The sequence below is a fragment of the Pseudomonas sp. P4795 genome (assembly GCF_048822895.1).
GTDB lineage: Bacteria > Pseudomonadota > Gammaproteobacteria > Pseudomonadales > Pseudomonadaceae > Aquipseudomonas.
Genome location: NZ_JBMFBT010000002.1, coordinates 381957 through 398079, shown reverse-complemented (window position 1 = coordinate 398079; position 16123 = coordinate 381957). Strand labels below are relative to the sequence as shown.

Below are 16123 nucleotides of genomic sequence, written 5' to 3'. Positions count from 1 at the left end.
CGAGGGGATTTATCCCCGTTGGGCCGCGAAGCGGCCCCCTGCGGAGTGTCTGGCGAACTGCAATCTCAGGTTTCAGGGCTGCTACGCAGCCCAACGGGGATAAATCCCCTCGCCACAGTAGCCCCCCTCATTCAGAGGGCTCTTAAGACATCAACCCTCTTCCAGCCACCAACGCAGTGGTTTGCCTTGTGCCGGCCAAAAGCGCATCTGTTCAATCGGCGAAATATCCCAACGCTCGACATGCTCCAGCGCCTGCAGGAAGCGTTGTTCCTGCTCCATCAGCGCCGGTGCGCAAATTTTGCGGGTCTTGCCGATCTTGCCGAAGCTCAGCTTGTCGCCATCCAGCGTGTACGGTGCAAACCAATGGTTGCAGCCGCCATTGCCATAGGCGCGGCCATCATCGCCGAGGGTCACGGTCAGGTGGCTGTAATCCATCAGCGGTCGCTCGCCGATCCATTCCAGAATGTAGCTGCGGTTCTGTTGCAGTTGCACCGGTTCAGCGGCACAGCCCATCAGTCCGGCGCCGACCACAGCGGTCAGGGCAAGGCGTTTCATCACGCAGGCTCCTGGCATTTCGGGCACAGATGCTTGTCGGCGACGGCGTTCCAGCCCAGCTCGGCAATCCGCGCAGTGGCGGCGATTTTTTCTGCCGGTTTGCCGAGTTTGGCGTCTACCGCGAACTCGAAGCTCAGCTCTTTGGCGCAGCTGTCGCAGTTGACCTGCCAGGTGTGAATCGCCAGTTCGCCGAAAACCGGGCCAGTGGTCATCGCCGTCCATTGGCCGGGCGGGTTGATCAGGTGGCGGACGGTTTCGACGTTCAGGCGCATGGACAAATCCTTGCTGCCTTTCAGGGTGACGATCAACACATCACCGATGCGAATCGAGCCACCGTTGCCGGTGACCTGATAGCGGCCCGGGACAAGGGCGCGGCATTCGGTGAGGGTGTGTTGCGGGTTCATCAGGGTGTAGCGGAAATCGTGTTCGACCATGGGTCCTCCAAATATGCGCGACATGCTAGCACGGGCGAGATTGCACAATGGAGCGCGCTGGCGACCTTCGATCCGGTTCAAACCGCTGGCTGATTCAACCCTCGACCTGATTCTGCGGCGTTCCCGCCGCCCAGGTTGCGATGTTGTGCAGAGTAGTAGCGGCGATTGCGCCCAACGCCTCGCGGGTCAGGAACGCCTGATGCGCAGTGACGATCACGTTGGGGAAAGTCAGCAGTCGCGCCAGCACGTCGTCCTGTAGCGGCAGGTCGGAGCGATCTTCGAAGAACAGCTGTGCTTCTTCTTCATACACATCCAGCCCCAGATAACCCAGTTGCCCGTCCTTCAACGCATCGATCAGCGCTGGCGTGTCGACCAGACCGCCGCGCCCGGTGTTGATCAGCATCGCCCCCGGCTGCATGTGCGCCAGCGAATCCTGGTTGATCAGATGTTTGCTCTGCTCATTGAGCGGGCAGTGCAGGCTGATGATCTGCGACTGCGCGAGCAGGTCCGGCAGGCTCAGATAACGCGCGCCCAGCGCTTCAACCTGAGGATTGGGATACGGATCGAACGCCAGCAACTGGCAGCCGAAACCGTGCATGATTTTCGCGAACGTGGCGCCGATCTGCCCGGTACCGACAATGCCGACCGTTTTACCGTGCAGGTCGAAACCGGTCAGACCGTGCAGGCTGAAATCACCTTCGCGCGTGCGGTTGTACGCGCGGTGCAAGCGCCGGTTAAGCGCGAGGATCAGCGCCACCGCATGCTCGGCCACCGCATGCGGCGAATACGCCGGCACCCGCACCACCGCAAGACCCAGGCGTTTGGCCGCTGGCAAGTCAACATGGTTGTAACCGGCCGAGCGCAGAGCGATCAGGCGCGTGCCGCCAGCGGCCAACCGTTCGAGCACTGACGCACTCAGGTCGTCATTGATGAAAGCGCAGACCACTTCATGCTGTTCGGCCAGCGCGGCGGTGTCGAGGCTGAGCCGGGCCGGCTGAAAGTGCAGCTCGATGTCAGCCGGACACTCGGCACCGAGGAAACTGTCGCGGTCGTAGGTCTGGCTGCTGAAAACGATCGTGCGCATGCTCATCTCCTGAAACGTCGTTGCGGGGCACAGCGCCCGCGACCACTTTAGCTGGCTCGACGCTCTGCGGCATTGCCGTGGATCAGGCGCTGATCTTCGCTTGCGTGGCCAGGCGATTGATCGCCCGTTCCAGCTCGTCGAGCGCGGTTGCGGCTTTCGGGTCGGACTGTTTGAGCAAGGTTTCGCTGCGCTGGCACGCCGAACGCAGTTGCGGCACGCCGCAGTAACGCGTGGCGCCATGCAGACGATGCACGCGTTCGATCAATGCGTTCTGGTCGTGGCTGTCACGGGCCACGCGGATTGCTTCGCGGTCAGCCTCAAGCGAGGCGAGCAGCATCGCGAGCATGTCTGCCGCCAGATCGGCTTTGCCGGCAGCGAGGCGCAGGCCTTCTTCGTGATCGAGCACTGGCAGCTCATGGTTGGCCGTCGCACTTTCGCTGGCGCGATCCGGCGCCTGATTGCGCAAGGCCAGACCGGTCCACTTCAGCACCACTTGCGCCAGTTGCCGCTCGCTGATCGGTTTGGTCAGGTAATCGTCCATGCCGCTTTGCAGCAGCGCGCGTTTTTCGTTGGCCATGGCGTGGGCGGTGAGGGCGACAATCGGCAGCGGCGTGCAGTGCCGTTCGCTTTCCCACTGGCGGATGGTCTCGGTACTTTGCCGACCGTCCATACCGGGCATCTGCACATCCATCAGCACCAGATCGAACGTCTCGCTCTGCACCGCCTTGACCGCGGCATAGCCGCTTTCCACGGCCAGCACTTTGGCGCCCATGTCTTCCAGCAGCGTCTGCACCAGCAACAGGTTGGCCGGGTTGTCGTCGACGCATAGGACTTTCGGCGCACGGCTGGACAACGGTTCGCCGGGTTCGCTGCGGGTCTGGCGCGGGTTGACCATGTCCGACAGCGCGCGGCGCAATTTGCGTGTGCAGGCCGGTTTCGACTGCAACTGACTGTGAGGGTTGGGCACCGACAGGTGGAACAGCGTCAGCTCAGTAGTCGGACACAGCACCAGCACGCGGCAGCCGAGGTGTTCAAGGTCCCAGATGTGCTGGTTGAGGCGCTCCGGCGGCATGTCGTTACTGGTGATGCCGAGCACCGCCAGGTCGATCGCCTGATCGGTCTGATGCGCGCCGGTGACGCCATTGGTCAAGCTTTCCAGAGTATTGAACGGCGTGACGTCGAGGCCGCAGTCTTCCAGTTGGTGCTGCAACGCCTGGCGTGCCAGTTCGTGATTCTCCACCACGGCCACGCGACGTCCGAGCAGTGGCGCGGAGGGCAGGTCTTCGGCATCATCGCGGGTCTTCGGCAGGCTCAGGCTGATCCAGAATTCCGAGCCTTCGCCCGGCGTGCTGTCGACGCCGATTTCGCCGCCCATCTGCTCGATCAGACGCTTGGAAATCACCAGCCCGAGCCCGGTACCGCCGGGTTGCCGTGACAGTGAATTGTCCGCTTGGCTAAACGCTTGAAACAGCGCGCGCACGTCCTGGTTCGACAGGCCGATCCCGGTGTCCTGAATGCTGATGCGCAGCTGCACGCTTTCTTCGTGTTCTTCTTCAAGCATGGCGCGGGCGACGATCGTGCCTTCGCGGGTGAACTTGATCGCGTTGCTCACCAGATTGGTGAGAATCTGCTTGAGCCGCAGCGGATCGCCGACCAGCGACAGCGGCGTGTCGCGGTACACCAGACTGACCAGTTCCAGCTGCTTGGCGTGGGCGGCCGGGGCGAGGATGTTCAGGGTGTCCTGCAACAGGTCGCGCAAGTTGAACGGGATGTGGTCGAGCACCAGTTTGCCGGCCTCGATTTTCGAGAAGTCGAGAATCTCGTTGATGATCCCCAGCAGGCTGTCGGCGGATTTTTCGATGGTGCCCAGATAGTCGAGCTGGCGCGGGGTCAGTTCGCTTTTCTGCAACAAGTGCGTGAAACCGAGAATGCCGTTCAGCGGCGTGCGGATCTCGTGGCTCATGTTGGCGAGGAATTCGGATTTGATCCGGCTGGCTTCCAATGCTTCCTTGCGCGCCAGATCGAGTTCGATGTTCTGAATCTCGATGGTTTCCAGATTCTGGCGCACGTCCTCGGTGGCCTGATCGACGCTGTGCTGCAATTCTTCGCGAGCGTTCTGCAGGGTGCCGGCCATGCGGTTGATGCCGGACGCCAGTTCATCCAGTTCCTGACTGCCGAGTGGCGGCAGACGGGTTTCCAGATGACCGTCCTTGAGCTGCGCCACGGCCTGTTTGATCTGGCTCAGCGGTCCGTTGATCGTGCGGCCCATGCGCAACGCCAGCAGTGCAGCACCGGCCAGCCCCGCCGCGATCAGCAGCAGACTGGCGAACAGGCTGCGATAGCCGCGCAGCAACATGCCGTTGTGCGACAGCTCCAGCTCGACCCAGCCGAGCAGGCGGTCGGATTCTTCCGGGATCAGCTCGCCGGCCAGGTTGCGATGTTTGCCGAACACCGGCAGCAGATAACGCGTGGCGTCATTGCCGCTACGCCGCAGCAGATGCGCGCTATCACCGCTGGGTGGCTGGTTGAGCATGGTCGGACCGGCATGTGCCAGCGGCGAACGGTCGGGGGCGAGGAAGGTCACCGCGCGCACGTCCGGTTGTTCCAGCGACTGGGTGGCGATGCGCTCGAGCAATTCGCTGTTGCCGTGGCCCATGGCGGGCGCAACCAGCGGTGCGAGTTGCTCGGCGATCATTTCGCCGCGCTGCATCAGTTGGCTTTGCAGGTCGGACTGCTGCATCCAGGTGAAATAGCCGCCGAGCACCAGCGCCATCAGGCTGGTCGGCAGCAGGGTCAGTAAGAGCACCCGACCTTTTATTCCCAGTTTCTTGAGCACGCCTGTCTCCTGCATCCAGCTGATCTGTTGGCTCTCACGTGCGTCCGGCACGCGGCATGGGCGCAGTGTAGCGATTTGCTTGCGGGCAATCTTCGGAAAAATCATGTCGTCATCGGTCGGCGCCGGCGCACTCGTTGGTCCGATAGGTCAACCTTGGGTTGCTCGCTGTCGGACAATCTTGAATAATCGCCCAACTGAGAATTATTTGCAGATAGTCATGACTCCTGTTTCTGTTGGCCAGCCGCGCATTCTTTCCATCGAAGACGATCCCGTGTTCGGGGCGTACGTCCACGAGCATCTGGGCCGTAGCGGTTTTCAGGTGACCTGGTGCCAGAACGGCAACGAAGGCCTGAGCATCGCCCGTCGCCAGCCGTTCGATGTGGTGTTGATGGACATTCTGCTGCCGGGGCTGGACGGCCTCAATCTGCTGACGCAGTTGCGCCAGAGCCATTCGACGCCGGTGCTGCTGATGTCGGCGCTGGGTGCCGAGGCCGATCGCATCAGCGGTTTTCGCCTGGGGGCTGACGACTATTTGCCCAAACCGTTCAGCATGGCCGAGCTGCATGTGCGCATCGAAGCGATTCTGCGCCGGGTCGCGCTCGACCGGCGTCCGGCTGCCGTGGCCATTCCCGAAACCGTCGGCGGCCTGCATTTCGACGACGCACAATGCGAGGTGTTTTTCCGTGAACAGCCTGCCGGCCTGACTCGCAGCGAATACCGTCTGCTGGAAACGCTCAATCGCAACGATGAAGAAGTGCTGAGCAAGGCCTTCCTTTATCAGCACGTTCTGCAACGCGGCTATGCGGCCCACGACCGCAGCCTCGACATGCACATCAGCCAGATCCGCCGCAAACTCAAGGCGGTCGGCTACACCGAACGCGAAGTACGCACGGTGTGGGGCAAGGGCTACGTATTGAGCGCCGTTGATGAAAGTGTCTGACCTGCCGGGGCGGCACTCGCTGTTCTGGAAACTTGCCTGTTTACTGGTGGCGTTCTGTCTGCTGATGATCTGGCTGAGCTGGTCGTGGGGCCGGCACATGGAGAAGCGCAATCAGTTTCTCTCGGACGAAGCGCGCGGCACGCTGGCGCGTTATGCCGCCGACGCCGAGCGGGCCTGGAAAGAAGGTGATCGCGAGGGCGTTGATAGCTGGTTGCGCAGCATGCACTGGCGTGAGGCTGTCTGGATCGGCGTGATCGATGGGCAATTGCAGTCGTTGAGCAATCGGCCGCTGACAGACGCTGAAATCCAGCGCCTGACGTTCCTTCGCGGTCCCGACTGGCCGATTCACAAGAAAGGCCAGCCGTGGCTGCGCGTGCCGTTTCCGGGCGATCCAACCGCCGGCAGTCTGATCATCGAGCTGCCCGAACGCTTCCTGCCCGGTCGCTACAAGTTGTTCTGGCGCGTGATCACCAACGGCGTGATTCCCGGCCTCTTCACTTTATTGCTGTGCGTCGGCCTGTATCGCTTGCTGGTGGTGCCGCTGAACCATCTGCGCGAACAGGCCAACGCCTGGCGCGCCGATCAATTGAATGTGCGGCTGTCGAGCGGCATCACCCAGCGTCCGGACGAACTCGGTGAACTGGCGCGCGCCTTCGACTCGATGTCCGAGCGCCTGCAAACCACCGTCAGCCTGCAGCAGCAATTGCTGCGCGATTTGTCCCATGAGTTGCGTACGCCATTGAGCCGTTTGCGCGTGGCCAGCGAGAGCGAGCAGGGCCTGCTGCCGCTGCGCGAACGCATCGGCCGCGAAGTCGATGTCATGCAACGGCTGGTCGAAGACACCCTGCAACTGGCCTGGCTCGACACCGAACGCGCACCACTGCCGGACGAAGCGATTCAGATTCAGGCGCTGTGGGAAATGCTCACGGAAAATGCCTGTTACGAAAGCGCTTGCCCGCCGGGGCAGTTGGTCTGTGAACTGGATTCAACCTGCTGGGTGCGCGGCAATCTGAATACCCTGGCCCAGGCGCTGGAAAACATCTTGCGGAACGCGATCCGGCATTCACCCGAGGGCGGCGTAGTACGGCTGGATGGCAGGCGCGATGGGGATTACTGGCATTTGTGGCTGGAGGATCAGGGCGGCGGGGTGGCTGAGGAGGATTTGCAGCGGATCTTCGATCCGTTCATTCGCCTCGACGGCTCGCGTCCGGGGGATGGCGGGTTCGGGTTGGGATTGAGCATCGCGAGGAATGCGGTGCAGCGGCAGGGTGGGCGTTTGTGGGCGGAGAATGCCGGTGGCGGGTTGCGGCTGAATCTGCGACTGGTTGCTGATGACAACGCCGTGAGTCCCGACGCCATCGCTGGCAGGCCAGCTCCCACAGGTTTGTGTGTTGTGTAGGAGCTGTCGAGTGAAACGAGGCTGCGATCTTTTGATCTTGATCTTGAAAGGCCAGGATCAAGAGATCGCAGCGTGCCGCAGCTCCTACATGGAAACCGCCTGGCGTATCGCCAATGCAGTTTCAAAAGTCGCGCCACCGGCGCGACTTTTAATGCTTATTCCTATAAACCATAAGCACCGCACTTTGCGTGATATGGGCCGCGCGGGTTTGCCGGTATGATAGGCGCCCCCGCACGTCTGGATTGCGAATACGCCATGACCTTGCAGTACCCCACCATCGCCGATTGCGTCGGCAACACTCCGCTGGTTCGTTTGCAACGCTTGCCCGGTGCCACCAGCAATACCCTTTTGCTCAAGCTGGAGGGGAACAACCCGGCGGGTTCGGTCAAGGATCGTCCGGCGCTGTCGATGATTACCCGTGCCGAATTGCGCGGGCAGATCCACGCTGGCGATACGCTGATCGAAGCGACCTCGGGCAATACCGGAATCGCGCTGGCCATGGCGGCTGCGATCAAGGGTTACAAGATGATCCTGATCATGCCGGACAATTCCAGCGCCGAACGCAAGGCGGCGATGACCGCATATGGCGCCGAGCTGATTCTGGTCAGTCAGGAAGAAGGCATGGAAGGCGCGCGCGACCTCGCTCAGCGTATGGAAGCAGAAGGCCGTGGCAAGGTGCTGGATCAATTCGCCAACGGTGATAACCCGGAAGCGCACTACACCACCACCGGCCCGGAAATCTGGCGTCAGACTCAGGGCACCATTACCCATTTCGTCAGCTCGATGGGCACCACCGGCACCATCATGGGCGTGTCGCGCTACTTGAAAGAGCAGAGCGACAGCGTGCAGATCGTCGGTCTGCAACCGATGGAAGGCTCGGCTATTCCCGGCATCCGCCGCTGGCCGCAGGAATATCTGCCGAAGATCTATCAGGCGGATCGCGTCGACCGCATCGTTGACATGGCGCAAAGCGAGGCCGAAGACGTCACCCGGCGTCTGGCCCGCGAAGAAGGCATCTTTTGTGGCGTGTCTTCGGGCGGTGCAGTGGCAGCGATGCTGCGCCTGTCCAAGGAAGTTGAAAACGCGGTGATCGTCGCGATCATTTGCGACCGTGGCGACCGTTACTTGTCGACCGGCATTTTCGACGCGCCCAACTGATGGCCAAGCATGAGAGAGGCCTGCGCTTCCAGCCCACCGGCGGCAGCAAGGCACCGCAAATCCCGACCGGCAAAAAACAGCGCTTGAGCATCGAGCGTCTGGCCAATGACGGTCGTGGCATCGCGTTTTTCGAAGGCCGTACCTGGTTCGTCCTCGGCGCCCTCGCCGGTGAAGAGGTCGAGGCGCGGGTGCTCGGCGCCCACGGCAAAGTGGTCGAGGCACGCACCGAACGCGTATTCACGGCCAGCGAACTGCGTCGCCCGGCACCTTGCCAACACGCCGGACGCTGCGGCGGTTGCAGCGTGCAACATCTGCCGCACAGTGAACAACTTGCCCTGAAACAGCGCATGCTCGCCGAGCAAATGTCACGGGTTGCCGGGGTCGAACCGCAAGAGTGGGCCGCACCGTTGACCGGCCCGGAGTTCGGCTATCGCCGCCGCGCGCGGATCGCCGTGCGCTGGGACATCAAGGCGAAAAATCTCGAAGTCGGTTTCCGTGCTGCCGGTAGCCAGGACATTGTCGCAATCAGCGAATGCCCGGTGCTGGTACAGCCCTTGCAACCGATCATGACCCGCTTGCCGGAGATGCTCCGGCGCCTGAGCAAACCGCAGGCGCTCGGTCACGTCGAGTTGTTCAGCGGTTCGTCACTGGCCGTGCTGCTGCGGCACATGGCGCCATTGTCCGAGGCTGACCTGACGATCCTCAAGGACTTCTGCGCCTTCCATCAGGCGCAGCTGTGGCTGCATGGCGAAGACGGCCCGCAACCGGTCGATGCCACGCAAGCGCTTGGCTATCGACTGGAGCAGTGGGATCTGGATCTGGCCTATCGGCCGGGGGACTTCATTCAGGTCAACGCCGGGGTCAACGAAGCAATGGTCGCCCAGGCGCTGGATTGGCTGAAGCCGACCGCCGAGGAACGCGTGCTGGATCTGTTCTGCGGTCTCGGCAACTTCGCTTTGCCGCTGGCTAAAACCGTGCGTGAAGTGGTGGCGGTCGAGGGCGTGCAAACCATGGTCGAGCGCGCCGAGGCGAATGCCGCCAGTAACAATTTGCATAACACAAAGTTTTTTCAGGCCGATTTATCCCAGCCTTTGACCGATGCCGAGTGGATCGGAAACGGCTTTTCTGCGGTACTCTTGGACCCACCGCGTGACGGTGCTTTCGAGGTGGTGCGCAAGCTGGCGACCCTCGGTGCCAAGCGGTTGGTGTACGTGTCGTGCAATCCGGCAACTCTGGCGCGCGATACGGTCGAATTGATCAAGCAGGGCTACCGGTTAAAACGTGCCGGGATTCTCGATATGTTTCCTCAGACGGCACATGTCGAGGCCATGGCGTTATTTGAAGCGAGCTAGGATGGCTCGTCTGATCCGACTGGTCCGCCCGTGCAGTGCTCGCCTTAGCCCCGCGAGCGTAAACGGGCAATGAAGGTCAGCGATTTGACGCATTGAATCTGCGTCGTAGGGAAGGTAAGCAACATGGTACAGGTGAGAGCACACCAGCCGATCAACACCGACGGCAGTATCAATCTCGAGGCTTGGCTCGATCATGCGGTCAGTGTCGATCTGGCACTGGATCGCGAAGCCTTGAAGGAAGCCTGTGAGTTCGCTCGACAGGCCGAACAGCAATCCAATGCAGCGAAGAATCTCTGGGCTGAAGGCAGTGGCAGCTTCAGCGCCGGCCTTGAGATCGCCGAGATTCTCGCTGACCTCAAACTCGATCAGGATTCGCTGGTCGCCGCCGTGCTGTATCGCGGCGTGCGCGAAGGCCAGATCGAACTCGCGGCAGTCAGCCAGCGCTTCGGCCCGGTGGTGGCCAAGCTGATCGACGGCGTGCTGCGCATGGCGGCGATCAGTGCCAGCCTCAGCCCGCGTCAATCGCTGGTGCTCGGCACTCAGGGCCAGGTGGAAAACCTGCGCAAGATGCTGGTGGCGATGGTCGATGACGTACGCGTTGCATTGATCAAACTCGCCGAACGCACCTGCGCGATCCGTGCGGTAAAAACCGCCGACGACGAGAAGCGCAACCGCGTCGCCCGTGAAGTTTTCGACATCTATGCGCCACTCGCGCACCGGCTCGGCATCGGCCATATCAAATGGGAACTGGAGGACTTGTCCTTCCGTTACCTCGAGCCCGACCAATACAAACAGATTGCCAAGTTGCTGCATGAGCGGCGGCTCGACCGTGAGCGTTTCATCGCCGACGTGATGACTCAGCTCAAGGACGAATTGCAGGCCACCGGCGTTGACGCCGACATCAGTGGCCGGGCGAAACACATCTATTCGATCTGGCGCAAAATGCAGCGCAAGGGTCTGGAGTTCAGCCAGATCTACGACGTGCGTGCGGTGCGCGTGCTGGTGCCGGAAATGCGCGACTGCTACACCGCGCTCGGCATCGTGCACACCTTGTGGCGGCACATCCCGAAAGAATTCGACGACTACATCGCCAACCCGAAAGAGAACGGCTACCGCTCGTTGCACACGGCGGTGATCGGCCCGGAAGGCAAGGTTCTCGAAGTACAGATCCGTACGCATTCGATGCACGAAGAAGCCGAGCTCGGCGTCTGCGCGCACTGGCGCTATAAGGGTACCGACGTCAAATCCGGCTCCAACCACTACGAAGAGAAAATCTCCTGGCTGCGTCAGGTGCTCGAGTGGCACGAAGAGCTGGGCGACATCGGCGGTCTGGCCGAACAGCTGCGCGTCGATATCGAGCCGGATCGGGTGTACATCTTCACCCCCGACGGGCACGCCATCGACTTGCCGAAAGGCTCGACGCCGCTCGACTTCGCCTACCGCGTGCACACCGAAATCGGTCACAACTGCCGGGGCGCCAAGATCAACGGGCGCATCGTGCCGCTCAACTACAGCCTGCAAACCGGTGAGCAGGTCGAGATCATCACCAGCAAGCACGGTACGCCGAGCCGCGACTGGCTGAACTCGAACCTGGGTTACGTCACCACTTCGCGGGCGCGGGCGAAGATCGTTCACTGGTTCAAATTGCAGGCCCGTGATCAGAACGTCGCGGCCGGTAAAACCTTGCTTGAGCGCGAACTTGCGCGTCTCGGTCTGCCGGCGGTGGATTTCGACAAGCTGGCCGACAAGGCCAACATGAAAACCGCCGAAGACATGTTCGCCGCCCTCGGTGCCGGCGACCTGCGTCTGGCGCAACTGGTCAATCTGGCGCAACAACTGGTCGAGCCGGAACGTGGCAACGAACAGCTGGAGCTGATCCCGCGCAAGGCCACCGGTTATAAGCCGGGCAAGCGTGGCGATATCCAGATTCAGGGCGTCGGCAACCTGATGACGCAAATGGCCGGTTGCTGCCAGCCACTTCCAGGTGATGCGATCGTCGGTTACATCACCCAGGGCCGTGGCGTGAGCATTCACCGTCAGGACTGCGCCTCGGTGCTGCAACTGTCGGGGCGCGAGCCAGAGCGCATCATTCAGGTCAGCTGGGGCCCGGTGCCGGTGCTCACCTATCCGGTGGACATCATCATCCGCGCCTACGACCGTTCCGGTCTGCTGCGTGACGTGTCGCAAGTGCTGCTCAACGAGCGGATCAACGTGCTGGCGGTCAACACCCGCTCGAACAAGGAAGACAACACCGCGCTGATGTCGCTGACCATCGAGATTCCGGGTCTGGACGCACTGGGCCGGTTGCTGGGAAGGATTTCCCAGTTGCCGAATATCATCGAAACGCGGCGTAACCGGACTCCATGACATTGATGTACAGCCTTGAAGATCTGTTGCACCTGATGAACCGGCTGCGTGACCCGCAGTTCGGTTGCCCGTGGGACATCAAGCAGACTTACGCGACCATCGTCCCGCACACCCTCGAGGAAGCCTACGAAGTCGCCGACGCCATCGAGCGCGGCGACTTCGATCACTTGCAGGGTGAATTGGGCGATCTGCTGTTTCAGGTGGTTTATTACAGCCAGCTCGCGAAGGAAGAAGGGCGCTTCGAATTCGCCGGGGTGATCGACAGCATCACCCGCAAGCTGATTCGTCGCCATCCGCATGTGTTTCCTACCGGTGACCTGTATGCACCGCTGGACGTACCGCGTTTGAGCGAAGAACAGGTCAAGCAGCGCTGGGAAGAGATCAAGGCCGAAGAGCGCGCCGAGAAATCTGCCGTGCCAGAACAACTGTCACTGCTCGACGACGTGCCTGCCACGTTGCCGGCGCTGTCGCGCTCGGCCAAGTTGCAGAAGCGCGCCGGGCAGGTCGGTTTCGATTGGCCGGATGCGTTGCCGGTGCTCGACAAGGTGCGTGAAGAGCTCGATGAAGTGCTCGAAGCCATGTCCGAAAACGACCCGGATGCAGTGGCTGACGAGATCGGCGACTTGCTGTTTTCGGTGGTCAATCTGGCGCGGCATCTGAAGGTCGATCCGGAAACCGCATTGCGCGCAGCCAACGGCAAATTCGAGCGCCGCTTCCGTTTTATCGAACAGGCATTGCGCGACACCCACCGTCCCATGGAAGATTGCACCCTCGAAGAGTTGGACGCCCTGTGGGGTGAAGCCAAACGTCAGGAAAAGAATGCGCCCAGCTGCGGTTGAGCCGTTGCCCAAGTGAGAAAGCCCCATGAGTATTTCCCTACGCGACCAGTTGCTCAAAGCAGGCCTGGTCAACCAGAAGCAGGCCAAACAGGTCAGCAAAGACAAGCAGAAGCAGCAACGTCTGGCGCACAAAGGTCAGGCCGAACTGGATGACTCGCAGCAGCGCGCTGCGCAGGAAGCGCAGGCCGAGAAGGTCAAGCGCGATCAGGAGCTGAACCGCCAGCAGCAAGAGAAAGTCGAGGCCAAGGCCCGTGCCGCGCAGGTCAAGCAATTGATCGAAGTCTCGCGCCTGCCGAAGCTGACGACTGAGGACTACTACAACTTTGTCGACGAAAAGAAGGTCAAGCGCATCTCGGTCAACGCGCTGATGCGCAACAAACTCAGCAGCGGCTGGCTGGCCATCGTGCACCATGCCGGTGGTTACGAAGTAATCCCGCGTGATGCGGCGCTGAAGATCCAGGAGCGCGATCCGCAGCGCATTGTGCAGCTCAACGTGCAGACCGAAGAAGTCGCCGCTGAAGATGATCCGTACGCGGCCTATCAGATCCCTGACGATCTGATGTGGTAAACATTTTGTGGCGAGGGAGCTTGCTCCCTCGCCACATATAAGGTTGCCCGTAAACCTTGATTCAGGCGGATTTCAGATCTCGCTGTCGCTCCAACACTTCCAGTTCGGCCTTGTAGTTGTGGGCGTCGATTTCGTTATGGAACATCCCGACCAGCAAGTCCTGTTGATGCACATCCCAGATCCGTACGCCGGCGGCTACGCCTTCATGGGACATATGTGAATCGTCGCGTTCAGTTACTTTTACAGTCATCTGCTAGCTCCAATCTCTGTTATCTGCAGCAAGGCGTGTGCAGGACTCTTTTATAGAATTTGTTAGCCTGCTAAGTAAACTGCCGATTTGTGCAATGTATTGTTGCGAAATCAGCAACTACACTACAGCCCACGGAATGCGCGACATTCGGTCGCAGGTCTGAAAGTTTCATGACAAAACTTTCATCTCCAGATACACGTAATCCCCTGTAGGAGCTGCCGCAGGCTGCGATCTTTTGACTTTGGTTTTTGAACAACAAGATCAAAAGATCGCAGCCTGCGGCAGCTCCTACAGGGGATTCTTTATGCAGGCAAAAAAAACGCCCCGAACCAGTCGGGGCGTTTTCATGTGCGGCTCAGCAGCGGGTAATTACTTACCAGCCCAGCGCTTCAGGACCAGCGTGGCATTGGTGCCACCGAAACCGAAGCTGTTGCTCATCACGGTGTTGATGGTCGCGTCTTCGCGAGTCTTGGTCAGGATCGGCATGTCAGCCACTTCCGGGTCCAGCTCGTCGATGTTGGCGGAACCGGCAATGAAGTTGCCTTCCATCATCAGCATGCAGTAGATCGCTTCGTGAACGCCGGCAGCGCCCAGGGAGTGACCGGACAGGCTCTTGGTCGAGCTGATGGCCGGAGCCTTGTCGCCGAACACTTCACGCACACCTTTCATTTCCGCAACGTCGCCGACCGGAGTCGAGGTGCCGTGGGTGTTCAGGTAGTCGATAGGGGTGTCGACGGTGGACATTGCCATCTGCATGCAGCGGATCGCGCCTTCGCCGCTTGGAGCAACCATGTCGTAGCCGTCGGAAGTCGCGCCGTAGCCAACGATTTCCGCGTAGATTTTTGCGCCACGGGCCAGAGCGTGTTCCAGCTCTTCAACCACGACCATGCCGCCACCGCCGGCAATGACGAAACCGTCACGGTCAGCATCGTAGGCGCGGGAGGCTTGTTCCGGGGTGTCGTTACGCTTGCTGGACAGAGCGCCCATTGCGTCGAACAGGAACGACTGGCTCCAATGCTCTTCTTCACCGCCACCGGCGAACACGATGTCCTGCTTGCCCATCTGGATCTGTTCCATGGCGGTACCGATGCAGTGAGCACTGGTGGCGCAGGCAGAAGCGATGGAGTAGTTCAGGCCCTTGATCTTGAACGGCGTGGCCAAGCAGGCGGAAACGGTGCTGCTCATGGTCCGCGTTACACGGTATGGGCCGACGCGCTTCACGCCTTTCTCGCGCAGAATATCCAGCGCTTCCATCTGGTTCAGCGTGGACGCGCCACCGGAACCGGCGATCAGGCCGGTACGCGGGTTGGACACTTGCTCTTCGGTCAGACCGGAGTCAGTGATCGCGTCTTTCATGGCCAGGTAGGCGTAAGCCGCTGCGTGGCCGACGAAGCGAAAGATCTTGCGATCGATCAGTTCTTCGAGGGGAAGGTCAATGGAGCCGGAAACCTGGCTACGCAGACCCATTTCGGCATATTCCGGGTTGAACCGGATGCCAGGGCGGCTTGCACGCAGGTTAGCGGAGACGGTCTCTTTGTCATTGCCCAGGCAAGAAACGATACCCAGACCAGTGATAACGACGCGGCGCATGCGGATAACCCTTAGAAGTTTTCAGTGGAGGTGAACACGCCGACCCGGAGGCCTTCGGCGGTGTAGATTTCGCGACCGTCCACAGAGACCGAACCGTCGGCGATGGCCAGGTTCAGCTTGCCCTTGAGGACGCGCTTGATTTGAATGTTATAGGTGACTTTCTTCGCAGTAGGGAGAACCTGGCCGAAGAATTTCACTTCGCCCGAGCCCAGCGCACGACCGCGGCCCGGCAGACCCTGCCAGCCGAGGAAGAAGCCGACCAGTTGCCACATGGCATCCAGACCGAGGCAGCCCGGCATCACCGGATCACCTTCGAAGTGGCAAGCGAAGAACCACAGGTCAGGGGTGATATCCAGCTCGGCGACCAATTCACCTTTGCCGTACTTGCCGCCTTCTTCGCTGATATGGGTGATGCGATCCACCATCAGCATGTTCGGGGCGGGCAATTGCGCGTTACCTGGGCCGAACAGCTCACCGCGACTGCAGCGCAGCAGGTCTTCCCGAGTAAAGGCGTTTTGTTTGGTCATGCGAGCTCCTCAATAATCCCATGCGGCAGGTGGGGCAATCTTCCCGGCCGATCGACGCGTTGATGCCTCGTACCGGTAGCCTACTCATAGACTATTGCGTTGTGGTGAAAGTCACAGCACCAAGGACATGAATGTACACTTGTGCACTGAAATTTTTATTCAAGCCCCTTTTGAGGCTCGTCCGGGTGCCTAAGACTGCCGCACTTTCGCGTCTCACGCCAGTC

At 60.8% G+C, this 16123-nt stretch carries 14 protein-coding genes; 7 read left to right on the top strand and 7 right to left on the bottom strand.

Annotation, left to right across the window (positions count from 1 at the left end; genetic code table 11):
- Nucleotides 1-150: 150 nt before the first annotated feature.
- The 4 genes from ACOI8A_RS06320 to ACOI8A_RS06305 all read right to left on the bottom strand — a co-directional run bounded on the left by ACOI8A_RS06320 (nt 151) and on the right by ACOI8A_RS06305 (nt 4909).
- The gene (locus ACOI8A_RS06320) at nt 151-555 is read right to left on the bottom strand and encodes an META domain-containing protein (RefSeq protein WP_420646460.1); all 405 of its coding nucleotides are present in this window, start codon (nt 553-555) and stop codon (nt 151-153) included.
- A complete protein-coding gene (locus tag ACOI8A_RS06315) occupies nt 555-989 on the bottom strand; it encodes a hypothetical protein (RefSeq protein WP_420646461.1) in 435 nt (144 codons plus the stop codon). Before ACOI8A_RS06315 ends, ACOI8A_RS06320 begins: the two co-directional genes overlap by 1 nt.
- Before the next feature lie 94 nt (nt 990-1083).
- On the bottom strand, nt 1084-2073 hold the full coding sequence (locus ACOI8A_RS06310; RefSeq protein ID WP_420646462.1) for a 2-hydroxyacid dehydrogenase: 990 nt from the start codon (nt 2071-2073) through the stop codon (nt 1084-1086).
- An 82-nt stretch (nt 2074-2155) separates the two neighbouring features.
- Nucleotides 2156-4909 carry a response regulator gene (locus ACOI8A_RS06305; protein WP_420646463.1) on the bottom strand — a complete coding sequence of 918 codons (2754 nt, stop codon included), beginning with the start codon at nt 4907-4909 and terminating at the stop codon, nt 2156-2158.
- A 217-nt stretch (nt 4910-5126) separates the two neighbouring features.
- Here ACOI8A_RS06305 and ACOI8A_RS06300 point away from each other — a divergent pair, with 217 nt between their 5' ends.
- The 7 genes from ACOI8A_RS06300 to ACOI8A_RS06270 all read left to right on the top strand — a co-directional run bounded on the left by ACOI8A_RS06300 (nt 5127) and on the right by ACOI8A_RS06270 (nt 13532).
- Nucleotides 5127-5849 (top strand): response regulator transcription factor, encoded by a 723-nt coding sequence (locus ACOI8A_RS06300; protein ID WP_420646464.1) that lies wholly within the window; start codon nt 5127-5129, stop codon nt 5847-5849.
- Nucleotides 5836-7248, top strand: coding sequence for a histidine kinase sensor domain-containing protein (locus ACOI8A_RS06295; RefSeq protein ID WP_420646465.1), 1413 nt, complete (start codon nt 5836-5838; stop codon nt 7246-7248). Before ACOI8A_RS06300 ends, ACOI8A_RS06295 begins: the two co-directional genes overlap by 14 nt.
- 255 nt (nt 7249-7503) lie before the next feature.
- Nucleotides 7504-8406 carry a cysteine synthase CysM gene (gene cysM, locus ACOI8A_RS06290; RefSeq protein WP_026000780.1) on the top strand — a complete coding sequence of 301 codons (903 nt, stop codon included), beginning with the start codon at nt 7504-7506 and terminating at the stop codon, nt 8404-8406.
- On the top strand, nt 8406-9758 hold the full coding sequence (rlmD, locus tag ACOI8A_RS06285) for a 23S rRNA (uracil(1939)-C(5))-methyltransferase RlmD (RefSeq protein WP_420646466.1): 1353 nt from the start codon (nt 8406-8408) through the stop codon (nt 9756-9758). The genes cysM and rlmD overlap by 1 nt, the downstream gene beginning before the upstream one ends.
- Before the next feature lie 123 nt (nt 9759-9881).
- Complete coding sequence (relA, locus tag ACOI8A_RS06280; RefSeq protein ID WP_420646467.1) at nt 9882-12125, top strand: GTP diphosphokinase; 2244 nt, start codon at nt 9882-9884, stop codon at nt 12123-12125.
- A gap of 5 nt (nt 12126-12130) precedes the next feature.
- On the top strand, nt 12131-12964 hold the full coding sequence (mazG, locus tag ACOI8A_RS06275; RefSeq protein WP_420646683.1) for a nucleoside triphosphate pyrophosphohydrolase: 834 nt from the start codon (nt 12131-12133) through the stop codon (nt 12962-12964).
- A gap of 25 nt (nt 12965-12989) precedes the next feature.
- Nucleotides 12990-13532 carry a DUF2058 domain-containing protein gene (locus tag ACOI8A_RS06270; RefSeq protein ID WP_420646468.1) on the top strand — a complete coding sequence of 181 codons (543 nt, stop codon included), beginning with the start codon at nt 12990-12992 and terminating at the stop codon, nt 13530-13532.
- Nucleotides 13533-13593: 61 nt separating this feature from the next.
- Here the strand turns inward: ACOI8A_RS06270 and ACOI8A_RS06265 are convergent, their stop codons facing one another.
- The 3 genes from ACOI8A_RS06265 to fabA form a co-directional block, all read right to left on the bottom strand.
- Nucleotides 13594-13782, bottom strand: a complete 189-nt coding sequence (locus tag ACOI8A_RS06265; RefSeq protein ID WP_420646469.1) for a hypothetical protein — start codon at nt 13780-13782, stop codon at nt 13594-13596.
- A gap of 369 nt (nt 13783-14151) precedes the next feature.
- Nucleotides 14152-15372, bottom strand: a complete 1221-nt coding sequence (gene fabB, locus ACOI8A_RS06260) for a beta-ketoacyl-ACP synthase I (RefSeq protein WP_420646470.1) — start codon at nt 15370-15372, stop codon at nt 14152-14154.
- An 11-nt stretch (nt 15373-15383) separates the two neighbouring features.
- Complete coding sequence (gene fabA / locus ACOI8A_RS06255) at nt 15384-15899, bottom strand: 3-hydroxyacyl-[acyl-carrier-protein] dehydratase FabA (RefSeq protein WP_042560484.1); 516 nt, start codon at nt 15897-15899, stop codon at nt 15384-15386.
- Between the last annotated feature and the right edge of the window lie 224 nt (nt 15900-16123).